Consider the following 13,252-nt stretch of genomic DNA (forward strand, 5'->3'; position numbering starts at 1 on the left):
GCGCACCGGCTCAGTGCGCGTCGGCGAGCGCGCCGGCGCGCCAGGTCACGAGGGCGTCGAGGGCCTCGATGTCGCCGCCGTCGACGCGCAGCGGGTTCACCTCGAGCGACTCGAGGTCGTCGCCGAGGGCGTGCACGAGGTCGCCGATCGCCGAGATCACCTCCGACAGCCGGTCGACGTCGGCCGGCGTGCCGCCGCGCACGCCGTCGAGCAGCGGCGCGGCCTTCAGGCGCCGCAGCAGCTGCCGCACGCGCGCGGGCGACACGGGCACCTGGGTGAGCACGGAGTCCTCGAAGACCTCCACGAACACGCCGCCGAGCGCGATCGCGAGCACGGCGCCCCAGTCGGGGTCGCGCACGGCGCCGACGAGCAGCTCCACGCCGCCCGATCGCATGGGCGAGACCAGCACGCCCTCCAGCCGCGCGCCGTCCACCGTCTCGCCGGCGGCGCGCACGGCGCGGTAGGCCGCGCGCACGGCATCCTCGCCCGTCACGTTCAGCCGCACGCCGCCGATGTCGCTCTTGTGCAGGATGTCGGGCGACGCGATCTTCAGGGCGACGGGCGTCTCGAGCCGCGCCGCGGCCTCGACGGCCTCGTCCTCGGAGCCGGCGAGCACGGCGGGCACGATGGGGATGCCGGCCTGCGCGAGCACGCCGCGCACGACGTGCTCCGACCACGCGCCGGAGCGCTCGGCGGGCAGCTCGACCGACACGGCGCCGCGAGCGCCCGGCGACAGGCGCTCGGCCTCGAGCTCCGCGAGGTGCTCGCGACGACGCTCCGACCAGCGGAACAGCCCGCCGAATGCGGTGACGGCCTGCCCCAGGCCGCCCACGACGCCCGGCACCCCGCCGATCTCGAGGATCTCCTTGGTGTAGGCGGTCACGGGCTGCTGGATCTGGTTCATGATCAGCACGGGCTTCGACACCGCCTGGGCGCCCGCGCCGATCGCGCTCACCAGGTACTGGCTCTGCCACGGTCCCTCGCCCTGCCACGGCACGCCCGTGACGGCCGCGACGACCGCGATCGCGGGGTCCTCGGCGAGCGCGACGACGCTGCGGGTGAAGATCGACGGGTCGATGACCGCCGCCCCGGTGACGTCGAGCGGGTTCTGGATCGTGCCGTACCCGGGCATGATCTCGCCCAGCCGCTCCCGCGTCGGCGCGCCGATCTCGGGGAGGGCGACGCCGCCGTCCTCGGCGCGGTCGGCGATGATGTCGCACGCGCCGCCCGAGATCGAGGCGATGCCGAGTCCGCCCTCGCCGAGCGGTCCCGTGTGCGCGGCGAGACCCGCGGTGATGAGCATGTCCTCGATCGTGTCGACGCGGATGACCCCGAGGTCGCGGAACATCGCGTCGACCGTGCGGTCGTCGCCCACGAGGGCGCCCGTGTGCGCGGCCGCCGTGCGGGCGGCGAGCTGGCTGGAGCCTGCCTTCAGCACGACGACGGCCTTGCCGGCCTCCAGCGCGGCGAGCGCGGCGCGGCGGAAGACCTCGGGCTGCCGCACGGTCTCCATGAAGATCGCGATCGCCCGCGTCGACTCGTCCTGCACGAAGAACTCCAGCGCGTGGCCGGCGGTGATCATCGCCTCGTTGCCGAGGGTGACCATGTAGCTCAGGTCGTTGCCCGACATCGTCGCGAAGTCGAGCATGGCGCTCGAGCTCGCGCCGCTCTGCGAGAGCAGGGCGATGGGGCCCGACCGGCGCGGCAGCCCCGGGATGGAGGTGACGGGGATCTGGTCGACGAAGTTCGCGAACCCGAGGTGGTTGGGCCCGAGCACGAGCATGCCGAGCCGCTCGGCGTGCGCGACGAGCTCGGCCTCGGCGCGCTTGCCGTCGGCGCCCGCCTCGCCGTAGCCGGACGACAGGATGACGGCGTTGCGCACGCCGGCCTCGGCCGCCTCGGTGAGCGCGTCGAGCGTGACGGCCTGCGGCACCTGCAGGAACGCGACGTCGACGGGCTCCTCGATGTCGGCGATGCGCGCGACGGCCGGACGGTCGTGCACGACGTCGTTGCGCGGGTTCACGAGGTGGGTGTGCTCGAGGAACCCGAACTGCGTCAGGTTGCCGAACGCCAGCTGCGAGAACATGGACTTGTCGCTCGCGCCGACGAGGGCGACGCTGCGGGGGCGGAAGAGCGACCGCAGCCGCTCGGGGGTGATCTCAGACATCGTCGTCATCGCCTCTCGGGTCTCTTCACTGGTTCTTCCACTGCGGCCGGCGCTTCGTCGCGAACGCCGTGATGCCCTCGATCGCGTCGAAGCTCGACATGAGGTCGTCGAACGCCGACGTGCGCGCCGTGACCGCGTCGACGACGTCGGGGATGCCGCGGGTCTCGTTCATGACCTCGAGCGAGATGCGCACCGAGGTCGGCGATCCGTCGAGGATCTCGGCCGCGAGCGCCTGGGCGGCCTCGAGCGCGCCGCCGGCCGGCGCGATGCGGCTGACCACGCCCAGCTGCCGCGCCTCCTCGGCGCCGATGCGACGGCCCGTGAGGATGAGCTCGTTGGCGACCTTCTCGGGGATCGCGCGCGGAAGCCGCACCACGCCCCCGGCGCCGGCGACGAGGCCGACCTTCACCTCGCTGAGCGCGAACTGCGCCGTCTCGTCGGCCACGACGAGGTGGGCGGCGAGCGCGGTCTCGAAGCCGCCGCCCATCGCGAAGCCGTTGACGGCGGCGATGACGGGCTTGTTCATGCCGCGCCGGCTCGTGAGGCCCGCGAAGCCCGACTCGGGGAGGTAGTTGGGCTTGCCGCTCGCGGAGTACACGAGGTCGTTGCCGGCGCAGAACGCCTGCTCTCCGGCGCCCGTGATGATCGCGACCCACAGGTCGCCGTCGGCGAAGAACGCGTCGAAGACGTCGGACAGCTCCTCGTGGGCGGGCGGGAACAGAGCGTTGCGCGCCTCGGGACGGTCGATCGTGACGATCAGCAGGTGGCCGTCCCGCTCGACGCGCACGTGCTCGTACGCGTCGCGCAGCGCGGGGGCCCGCGGCGGGCGCACGGCGTCGGCGCGCTCGGGGCTGGTCGTGACGCGATTGCCGGGCCCCGTCGAGAGCGCCCACACGCGCCGGCCGATCGGCTGCTCCGACTCGAGCAGCGCGACGATCTCGTCGTCGCCCTCGAGCCCCATCGCGACGAACCGCTCGCCGGTCTTCTCCAGCCGGCCGATCACGATGCCCGTCTTGCGGCCCGCGCGGTCGTGCTTCACGGTGTAGGTCTCGATCGTGGCCCATCCGCGGGCGCGGCTGACCTGCGGCACGGCCTCGACGGTGTCGATCTGCGCCTGGATCGACGCGGAGCGGTCGGCCTGCCATTCGCGCGGGGTCGTCGAGTACACGGCGGTGGAGTACTTGCTCATGACGCCGCCGTTGGCGCCGACGAATCCGAAGCTTCCGGGACGGCGGCGCGCACGCTGCACGGTCTCGGCGACCGCGTGCATCGAGTAGTTGTTGCCGGCGCCGCCGAAGAAGGGCAGGCCGCCGGTCAGGGTGAGCCCGCGCGGGTCGTCGGGCGACAGGCCGAGGCCGTCGACGGCGGCGTTGAAGACGGGGACGGGGAAGCAGCTGTAGAAGTCCCACGTGGCGACCTCGTCGGGCGCGACCCCCGCCATCTCCAGCGCGAGCCCCGCGGCGAGCCGGGCGGCCGGGCTCGCGGAGAGGTCGGCGCGGTCGAGCAGGTCGCGCTCGCGCGCGTCGGCGTGGCCGTGGACGAACACCCACCGGTCCTCGGGGACGCCGAGCTCGCGGGCCGCCTCGACCGAGGCGATGAGCACGGCCGCCCCCTGGTTCACCTGGTCGCGCGAGACGACGTACCGCAGGTAGGGGTCGGCGATGGGCCGGTTGGCCTCGGTCGGCGTCACGAGCTCCTCGGCCGAGCGCTCCACGGGCGCCGCCGCGAACGGGTTCTGCGCCGCGACCCGCGTGAAGGGGGCGAACAGCCGGCCGATCTCGGCGTCGTACTCCGCGCGCGAGAGGCCCAGCCGCGCGCGTCGCGCGTTCTCGAGCAGGGCGTACTGACTGGGAGCGTCGACGAGGCCGTGGTTCGCGGCCTCCATCGAGACGAGCCCCTTGAGCCCGAATCCGCGGTCTTCCAGGTCGCCCTCGATCGTCTCGCCGAAGTCGGGCTTCTCGGGCGCTGCGGCGAGGGCGCGCGTCGTCGAGATCGCCTCGGAGCCGAAGGCGAGCGCGACCTGGCTGCGGCCGGCCGCGATGTCGCCCGCGAGCTCGGTGATGAGGTGCTGCGGGCCCTGTCCGCCGCCCACCTCGAGGATCGCCCGGGCCGGCCGCGCGGCGATGCGCCCGGCGACGGAACGCGGGAAGTTGTTCGACCGGCCGAGCGGCACGGGTGCGCCCGGCGTCGTGATCTCGAACTGACGGATGCCGGCGACCGTGTCGATCCGTTCGCTGATCGACCGGGGGTCTCCGCCGGCGTCGTCGATCGCGCGCGCCGCCGCGCGGGCCGCGAGGTCGACGGCGGAGAGGGCCTCATAGCCGTCCTCGCCGAGCCGGTCGATGATCTGGCCGACGCCGATGAGCACGGGGGTGCGGGGGTCGATGTGTGACATGCTGCGCCTTTCACCACGCTGTCCTGCGGAGCGTCGATGCTCCGCCTGCAACGCGATGAGCCAAACACGCGGCGAGGGGCTTGTGAATCGCCGATCGGGTCACCCGCAGATGTCCGCAACGGCAACGTGCGGCGGACCCGGCGGGGCACGCGTCAGCCGGCGGGCGGCGGTGTCGCGGCGTTCCTCAGCAGCGAGAGCGCGCGCCGCAGCGCGATGGGAGAGGCCTTCGACGCCGGTGACCAGACGATGCCGAGCCTCATGACGAGGCCCTCGCCGCTGACGGGGATCGTGACGAACTCGGGCGCCGAGAAGACGCGCCCGAGCAGGGTGCCCGGCACGTCCGGCACGAACGACGCGAGCCGGCGCGACCACACCTGGGTCGCGATCTCGGCGAGGCCGACGGGCCCGGGCATGTCGAGCACGGCCTCGATGCCCGCCGCCTCGAGCCGGTGGCGGTGGTCCTCCAGGATCTTGGGGTGCAGCCGCCCCAGCGGGTGCACGACCTTGCGGCCGCGCAGGCCCGCCATCGTGACGCTCTCGGCCCCTGCGAGCGGGTCGTCGTTGCGCACGGCGATCGCGAGCCGGTACTCGTTCCAGGCCATCGACGCGAGCGTGTCGTCGGGCGGCGGCAGGTGCACGAGCGCCAGGTCGAGCGCTCCCGCGACGATGCGCTTGGCGAGCTCGGAGCTGCCGAACTCGAGCACGACCTCGTCGTGCACCGGCACGCCCTCGCCGCGCAGCAGCTCGAGGAAGCCGTCGAGGAAGGGCGTGGGCGCGAACGGGGTCGCGCCGACCCTCAGCGGGGAGTCACGGCCGCTGAGCTCGTCGGCGAGCGTCCCGACCGCGTCCACGGCGGCGAGCGCCCGCCGCACGGGCTCGACGAGGCTCTCGCCGAGCGGCGTCAGCTCGATGTCGTGGTAGCCGCGCACGAAGAGCTGGCCGCCGAGCTCGCGCTCGAGCTGCTTGATCTGGCGGCTCAGCGGCGGCGGCGTCATGTTGAGCCGCGCCGCGGCGCGCGCGAAGTGCTTCTCCTCGGCGACCGCGAGGAAGCAGCGCAGTCGTTGCAGGTCCAGGGATGCCATCGCCCGCCTCTCCTTCGAGGTGTTCCAGGCCGTGGGGTCTTTCGTTGCTCGTGCGGGGTCCGTCAGCCGGCGGCCTTCGCCGCCGTCAGCACGAAGTCTACGAGGGCCTCGGCGTAGGCGTCGGCCCCCGCGCGCACCCGATCGCGCAGGTGCGGCGGGGTCGCGGCCGCGTGATTGATCGCCCCGCCGCACAGGGTGTCCATGATGAGGGTGGTCGGCGCGCCGGGCGACAGCTCGCCGCGCGCGATCGCCCGGCGCACCGTCGCCCGCGCGGCGCGGACCTGGGAGGTGCTCCAGGCCGCATAGCGCTCGCCGATGGCCTCAGCCGCTCCCGACTCGACGTTCAGGCGCATGAACGCCCGTCCCGCGTCGCCGAGATAGCTGGCCATGAGCTGCCGCGCGATGCTGAGCAGATCGCCGCGCAGGCTGCCGGTGTCGGCATCCTCGACGACGTTCAGGTCGTGCGAGAGGGCGTCGACGAGGAGCTCCTCCTTCGAGGACCACCGCCGGTAGATCGCCGCCTTGCCCACGCTCGCCCGGCGCGCGATGCCGTCGAAGGTGAAGCCCGACCAGCCGACGTCGCCGAACAGCGCGACCGCCGCCCGCAGCACCCGCTCGTCGACGGCGGGGTCGCGGGGGCGGCCGACCGACGCGGGTGCCTCTGCGCTCACTCGACCTCCTTGCCCGGATGCGTCCGAGCCTATCCGAGGCGGCCGCGCCGGCCGGGCCGGATCAGACGCCGATGCGCTGCGCGAGCCGCTCGCGGTGGAAGTCCGCGTCGCCCAGCAGGATCTCGTCGGCCCGTGCGCGCTTGAAGTAGAGGTGCGCGGGCACCTCCCACGTGAAGCCCATGCCGCCGTGGAACTGGATGTTCTGGTGACAGGCCGTGACGAGCGCGTCGGTGCAGAACGCGGCGGCCAGGGATGCCGCGGCCGGCAGCTGGTCGCGCGACTCGGCCGCCGCCCACAGCGCGTACGACGATGCCGACGACGCCGACTCGACCTCGATGAGCACGTCGGCCGCCATGTGCTTCAGCGCCTGGAAGGCGCCGATCGGCTGGCCGAACTGCACGCGCTCCTTGAGGTAGGCGACCGACATGTCGAACGCGGCCCGCGCGGCGCCCGCCTGCTCCGCCGCGAGCCCGACGGCCGCGAGGTCGAGCACGCGCTCGAGCGTCGCCGCGCCGGCCGACGGCTCGCCGAGCGGCTCGGCGGCGGCGCCGTCGAACGTGACGACCGCGAGCCGGCGCGTCTGGTCGAGGGTCTGCAGCGAGGTCGACGCGACCCCGTCGCCGCGGTCGACGAGGAAGAGCGAGACGCCCTCGTCGGTGCGCGCGGGCACGACGAAGAGGCTCGCGACGTGCCCGTCGATCGTCGAGGGCGCCGTGCCGCTGATGCGCCACGACCCGCCCTCGCGCGTCGCGCGCGCCGTCACCCCTTCGGCGTCCCACCGTCCGTTCTCGCCGGGGAAGGCGAGCGTCGCGATCGTCGAGCCGTCGGCGATGCCGGGGAGCCGTGCGGCGGCGGCCTCCGCGTCACCCGACTCGGCGATGGCCGACGCGGCGAGCACGACCGTGGAGAAGTAGGGCGCGCACAGGAGCACGCGTCCCATCTCCTCCAGCACGATGCCGAGCTCGATCCAGCCGAAGCCCTGGCCGCCGTGCTCCTCGGCGATCGCGATGCCCTGCAAGCCGACCTCCTCGGCCATCTGCCGCCACAGCTGCGGGTCGTAGCCCTGCTCGGTCGCCATGAGGCGGCGCACGTCGGCCTCGGTGGACTTCTCGGCGAGGAACCCGCGCACGAGCTCCCGGAACTCCCGCTGCTCCTCTGTGAGCGCTGAGAACATGGTTCTTCCTCCCTTTGCGTCAGCCGAGCGACCGGGTCGCGTCGGCCTTGAGAACGTCGCGGAACGGCACGCCCTTGTCGGGCTCGAAGCCCTTGGGGAGCCCGAGCACGCGCTCGCTGATGATGTTGCGCTGGATCTGGTCGGATCCGCCGCCGATCGAGTTGATGAACGCGAACATGAGGTCGTAGTCGATGCGGTAGGCCTCGTCGTCCGCCGCCTCGTCGTACTGCAGCGCGCGGTTGCCCAGGAGCCGGTAGCGCAGGGCGGCGGCGCCGTGCAGGATGCGCGAGTTGGCGAGCTTGCCGAGCGAGGCGAGCGACGACGCGCCGTTCGTGCGGAACTCCTCGAGCGCGCGCGCGTTGTTCCACTCGTTGGTGAGCCGCCAGGCGTGGATCCTCATGATCTCCTGGCGCACGACGGGGTCGTCGCTGCGGCCGGCGGCGCGCGCGGCCTCGACGAGGTCGTCGCTCAGCGCGTACAGCGACGGCCGCGTCGACGTCTTCGCGGTGCCCATCGCCATCTCGCCCATGCCCCGTCGCTCCGCGCCGAGGGCGATCTGCAGCACCTTCCAGCCGTTGCCGGGGCCGCCGATGAGGTTCGCGGCGGGAACGCGCGCGTCGGTGAGGAACACCTCGTTGAACTCCGCGTCGCCCGTCATCTGCCTGATCGGCCGCACCTCGACGCCCGGCTGCCTCATCGGGAAGATGAAGAAGCTCAGGCCCGCGTGCTTCGGCACGTCCCAGTCGGTGCGTGCCATGAGCAGCGCCGTGTCGGCCAGATGGCCGCCCGTCGTCCAGACCTTCTGGCCGTTGACGACGTACTCGTCGCCGTCGCACTCGGCCCGCGTCTGCAGGCCCGCGAGGTCGGAGCCCGCGCCCGGCTCGCTGTACAGCAGGCATCCGACGCCGAACTCGCCCGCGAGCAGCCTCGGCAGCAGCTCGCGCTTCTGCTCGGGCGTGCCGTAGGCGCGGATCGGCCCGCCCATCAGCTCGAGCCACGGGTACTCGTGGAAGCCGCGCAGCTCGCGGGCGGCGCCGGGGGCGCCGGCGGCGTCGAAGACGGCGGCGACGGCGCGCGCCTGGGCGCGGCTGTAGCCGCGGCCGGAGTCCTCGGCCGGCCAGGTCGGGGCGGCGTATCCCGCCTCCGCGACGCGGCGGTTCCATGCGGGGTCGTCGACCCCGTGCCAGTTCTGCGCGAGCCAGTCCTGCGCCTCGGCGCGGACGGCGTCGAGATCGCTCTCGACAGCGACGGTGCTCATCGATTCTTCCTCTCGGATCTCTCGTTCTCCGGTCTCCCGGGTCTCTCCCGGAGCTCGGATCGTGAGGCCGAGACTATTAGAGACGGTTTCCGTCCGCAATAGCCGCGAGAGCGGATGCCACGGCGGCACCTTGCGCTTTCGGTCATGCGCCCGTGTCGGCATCCGTGATGTACACGGCGCCGCCGCGCCTGTTCGGATGTGTCCCACAGCGCGGCCGCACACCGCAGCCCGGCAGCTCGACGAGGAGACACCGCACATGACGGAGAACCAGTACGACCCGCCGCTCGCCGGCGTGCGGGTGATCGATCTCTCCACGGGCCCCATGCTCGCGATCGGCCGTCTCTACGCCGACCTCGGCGCCGACATCACGCGCGTCGACCTCGCGGGCGTCACGACGGCCGTGCCGTTCGGCCCCGTCGTCGACGGCGTCGAGATCGCCGCGGCGCTGGCGACCCTCGGCATCCCCTCGACACGCGTCGACCCCGCGACCCCCCAGGGCTCGGCGGCCTGGCGCACGCTGCTCGAGGGCGCCGACATCCTCATCGAGACGACGACGCCCGGATCCCCCGAGGAGGAGGCGCTCGACGTCGCCGCGCTCCGCCGCGCGCGCCCCGCGCTCGTCGTGCTGTCGGTCAGCGACTTCGGACGCGACACGCGGTTCGCGCGCTGGAAGGGCACCAGCCCCGTCTTCCACGCGCTCTCCAGCGAGCTGTCCCGCACCGGCGCGCCCGGCCGCGAGCCGCTCGTGCCGCCGGGCGAGCTCCCCTACGACACGGCGGCCGCGCAGGCCGCGTTCGTCGCGCTCACCGTCTTCCTGGACCGTCTGCGCACGGGCCGCGGCGACGTCATCGACTTCTCCGTGCTGGAGGGCGCCGCCGCGGCGCTCGACCCCGCCTTCGGCATGGCGGGCTCGGCCGCGATGGGCGAGTCGCTCGCCTCGCTGCCCCGCGGGCGCACCGACGAGAGCCACAAGTACCCGATCATCCCGTGCCTCGACGGGCACGTGCGCATCTGCGTGCTCGCGAAGCGCCAGTGGCAGGGCATGTTCGAGTGGATGGGACGCCCCGAGCGGTTCGCCGACCCGTCGTTCGACAACCTCTTCGTGCGCTTCGCGTCACCCGATCTCATCCCCGCGATCGCGGCGTTCTTCGCCGACAGGACGCGCGCCGAGCTGGAGGCGAGCGGGCAGCGCTACGGCGTGCCGACGGCGGCCGTGCTCAGCGTCGAGGAGGCCGTCGGCACGGAGCAGGTCGCGGCGCGCGGCTTCTTCCGCGACCTCGAGCTCGCGCCCGGCCTCACCGCGCCGGTGCCCGTCGGCATCGCCGAGGTCGACGGCGTGCGCGCGAGCGTGCTGAACGTCCCGCCGCCGCCCCGGCCGGCCCGGCCCGCGACGGCCGCACGGCTCGCCGCGCGACCGCGTGCGGAGCGGGGCCTCCCGCTCGAGGGGATCAGGGTCGTCGACTTCGGCGTCATCATCGTCGGCGGCGACAGCACGCGGATGCTCGCCGACCTGGGCGCCGAGGTCGTCAAGGTCGAGAACTCCGCATTCCCCGACGGGGCGCGTGCGTCGCTGCCGCCGGGCGTCATGATGCCGGGGTTCGCGTCGGGGCACCGCAACAAGAGGTCGATCGGCATCGACCTGCAGCATCCCGAGGGCCTCGAGCTCGCACGCCGGCTCATCGCCGAGGCCGACCTCGTCTTCACCAACTGGAAGCCCGGCACGATGGAGAAGCTCGGCCTCGACCACGCCTCCCTGGCATCCGTCAACCCGGGCGTCGTCGTGATCGACAGCTCGGCCTTCGGGCCCACGGGACCGTGGGCCCAGCGCCTCGGCTACGGGCCGCTCGTGCGCGCCGCCACGGGGTTCACGAAGAAGTGGGTATACCCCGATGCGCCCGACGGCTTCCAGGACGACATCACGGTCTACCCCGACCACGTGAGCAGCCGCATCGGCGCGCTCCTCGCCCTGGCGCTGCTCGTCCGCCGCGAGCGCACGGGCCGCGGCGGATCGGGCAGCTCCGCGCAGGCCGAGATCATGATGAGCCACATGGTCCCCGACCTCGTCGTGTCGGCCCTCGCCGCGCGCGGCCACGCGGTCGAGACGCCCGCGCACGACGCGCCGTGGGGCGTGTTCCCCGCCGCCGGCGACGACGACTGGCTCGTCGTCACGGTGCGCGGCGACGACGAGTGGCGGGCGCTCACGACGGCGATCGGCCGACCCGACCTGCGCGACGACGACGCCCTCCGCACCCGCGCGGGCCGCGACGCCGCGCGGCAGCGGATCGACGAGGCGGTCGGCGCCTGGGCCGCCGCGCACACGGCGGACGAGGGCATGGAGCTGCTCCAGGCCGCCCGCGTGCCGGCCGGCGCGATGCTGCGCGGCGCCGACCTGCCGCGGTGGGAGCTCTCCCTCGCGCGTCGCACGTTCCGCGAGGAGACGCACCCGTTCGGCACGCAGCCGTTCACCCTCGAGAACGTGCAGATCCACGCCGAGCACGTCGCCGACCCGCCGTCCGGGCCCGCGCCCCTGCTCGGCGAGCACACGGCGCAGATCGCCGCCGAGGCGCTCGGGCTGTCGGCCGACGAGACGTCGGCGCTCGTCGAGCGCGGCATCCTCGAGGCGCCCCTGCTGCCCTCGCAGGTCTGACCGAGGCGCCCCGGCCGGCACCCGCCGGGAATCCCCCGCGCGGGGGAGGACGCGCGCTCCCCCTCCGGGAGAGGATGGGAGGAGACGACGAGAGGGCGCGCATGACAACGGGACAGGTCATCGAATTCCACGGGCTCACCAAGCGCTTCGGACCCGTGACCGCGGTCGACGGCATCACGGCACGCGTCGAGCCGGGCGTCGTGACGGGCTTCCTCGGCCCCAACGGGGCCGGCAAGACCACGACGCTGCGCATGCTGCTCGGCCTCGTCGGCGCGACCTCGGGCACCGCGACGATCGGCGGCAAGCGCTACGCCGCCCTGCCGCATCCGCTGCAGACGGTCGGCGCCGCGCTCGAGGCGTCGAGCTTCCACCCGGGCCGCACCGCGGCCGGGCACCTCGCCGTGTACGCGCGCGCCGCCGGCATCCCGCGCACGCGCGTCGACGAGGCGCTCGGGCTCGTCGGCCTCTCCGACGTCGCGGGCCGCAAGGTCGGCGGATACTCCCTCGGCATGCGGCAGCGGCTCGGCCTCGCCTTCGCGCTGCTCGGCGACCCCGGCGTGTTCGTGCTCGACGAGCCCGCGAACGGCCTCGACCCCGAGGGCATCAAGTGGATGCGCGGATTCCTCGCCGCGCTCGCCGCGCAGGGCCGCACCGTGCTCGTCTCGTCGCACCTGCTCACCGAGGTGCAGCAGACGGCGCAGGCGCTGCTCGTCGTCAGCCGCGGCCGGCTCGTCTTCCAGGGCCGCGCCGCCGAGCTCACCGCGGGCGAGCAGCGCGCGACGCTCGTCGACGCGCCCGACCGCGACGCGCTCGCGGCCGCGCTGGCCGATGCCGGCCTGCCCGTCGAGCCGGCCGAGACGGGCCTCGCGGTGCCCGGCGTGGAGCCCGTGCGCGTCGGCGCCGTCGCCGCGGCGGCCGGTGTCGCGCTGTCGGCGCTCACGGAGCGCACGACCACGCTCGAGGACATCTTCCTCGAGCTCGTCGACGGTACGCGAACACACCCCTCCGCGACGGAAGGAGGCGACCGATGAGCCTCGTGAACGCCACGCGCTCCGAGCTGGCCAAGCAGTTCTCGACCTCGATGTGGTGGGTGCTCGCGATCGTGCTGCTCGTCTACATCGGCGCGACCGCCATCGGCCTCGCCGCGACGTTCGGCGCCATGGCGTCGGGGGCGCTCCCCGGCGCATCGGGACCGGCGCTGCCCGAGCCGCTCATCCCCACGATCATCTACACGACCGCGACGGCCATGGGGTACGTCTTCCCGCTGCTCATCGGGGCGCTCCTGGTCACCGGCGAGTTCCGCCACAAGACCCTCACGCCGACGTTCCTCGCGACGCCGCGCCGTGGTGTCGCGCTGGCCGCGAAGGTCGCCGCGGGCGTCATCGTGGGCGTCGTGTACGCGCTCTTCGGACTGCTCGCCGCGGTCGGCGGCGGCGCGGCGATGTTCGTCGTCTTCGGCGTGGACACGCAGCTCGGCGAGAGCGACATGTGGGCGATGTTCGCCCGCATGGTGCTCGCCTACGTGCTGTGGGTGCTCATCGGCATCGGGGTCGGCGCGCTCGTGCGCAACCAGGTGGCGGCGGTCGTGGGCGTCATCGCGTTCACGCAGTTCGTCGAGCCGATCGTGCGCACGATCGGCGGCCTCGTCGAGGCGGTGCAGCCGGTCACCCGGTTCCTCCCCGGCTCGTCGTCCGACGCCCTCGTGGGCGGGAGCCTCTACACGATGATCGCCGGGCCCGGCAGCGACACGACGCCCTGGTGGGCGGGCGGCCTGGTGCTGCTCGGCTACGCCGTCGTGCTGCTCGTCGTCGGCGGCGCCACCAGCTGGCGCCGCGACGTCACCTGACCCCGCCCGCGC

General features: G+C 73.8%; 9 protein-coding genes. 3 read left to right on the forward strand and 6 right to left on the reverse strand.

From position 1 onward, the window contains the following. Positions 1 to 10: 10 nt before the first annotated feature. From AOA12_RS17980 to AOA12_RS18005, 6 genes are all read right to left on the reverse strand, one after another. Positions 11 to 2,167 (reverse strand): acetate--CoA ligase family protein, encoded by a 2,157-nt coding sequence (locus tag AOA12_RS17980; RefSeq protein ID WP_197280976.1) that lies wholly within the window; start codon positions 2,165 to 2,167, stop codon positions 11 to 13. 25 nt (positions 2,168 to 2,192) lie between these two features. Beyond that, positions 2,193 to 4,562: an acetyl-CoA acetyltransferase gene (locus AOA12_RS17985; RefSeq protein ID WP_054685959.1), complete on the reverse strand. Its 2,370-nt coding sequence runs from the start codon at positions 4,560 to 4,562 to the stop codon at positions 2,193 to 2,195. 152 nt (positions 4,563 to 4,714) lie between these two features. After that, entirely contained in the window at positions 4,715 to 5,644 is a 930-nt protein-coding gene (locus AOA12_RS17990; RefSeq protein ID WP_054685962.1) for a LysR family transcriptional regulator, read from the reverse strand. A gap of 62 nt (positions 5,645 to 5,706) precedes the next feature. After that, complete coding sequence (locus tag AOA12_RS17995) at positions 5,707 to 6,315, reverse strand: TetR/AcrR family transcriptional regulator (protein ID WP_054685965.1); 609 nt, start codon at positions 6,313 to 6,315, stop codon at positions 5,707 to 5,709. Between the two features lie 61 nt (positions 6,316 to 6,376). After that, positions 6,377 to 7,489, reverse strand: coding sequence for an acyl-CoA dehydrogenase family protein (locus AOA12_RS18000; protein WP_054685968.1), 1,113 nt, complete (start codon positions 7,487 to 7,489; stop codon positions 6,377 to 6,379). 19 nt (positions 7,490 to 7,508) lie between these two features. Further along, positions 7,509 to 8,747 carry an acyl-CoA dehydrogenase family protein gene (locus AOA12_RS18005; protein ID WP_054685969.1) on the reverse strand — a complete coding sequence of 413 codons (1,239 nt, stop codon included), beginning with the start codon at positions 8,745 to 8,747 and terminating at the stop codon, positions 7,509 to 7,511. Positions 8,748 to 9,003: 256 nt separating this feature from the next. Here AOA12_RS18005 and AOA12_RS18010 point away from each other — a divergent pair, with 256 nt between their 5' ends. The 3 genes from AOA12_RS18010 to AOA12_RS18020 all read left to right on the forward strand — a co-directional run bounded on the left by AOA12_RS18010 (position 9,004) and on the right by AOA12_RS18020 (position 13,240). Then, positions 9,004 to 11,394, forward strand: a complete 2,391-nt coding sequence (locus tag AOA12_RS18010) for a CaiB/BaiF CoA-transferase family protein (RefSeq protein WP_054685972.1) — start codon at positions 9,004 to 9,006, stop codon at positions 11,392 to 11,394. Positions 11,395 to 11,495: 101 nt separating this feature from the next. Further along, complete coding sequence (locus AOA12_RS18015) at positions 11,496 to 12,425, forward strand: ABC transporter ATP-binding protein (RefSeq protein WP_054685975.1); 930 nt, start codon at positions 11,496 to 11,498, stop codon at positions 12,423 to 12,425. Further along, positions 12,422 to 13,240, forward strand: a complete 819-nt coding sequence (locus AOA12_RS18020) for an ABC transporter permease (RefSeq protein WP_054685978.1) — start codon at positions 12,422 to 12,424, stop codon at positions 13,238 to 13,240. The genes AOA12_RS18015 and AOA12_RS18020 overlap by 4 nt, the downstream gene beginning before the upstream one ends. The last annotated feature ends 12 nt before the right edge of the window (positions 13,241 to 13,252 follow it).

Source organism: Microbacterium sp. No. 7 (genome assembly GCF_001314225.1).
Lineage (GTDB): Bacteria > Actinomycetota > Actinomycetes > Actinomycetales > Microbacteriaceae > Microbacterium.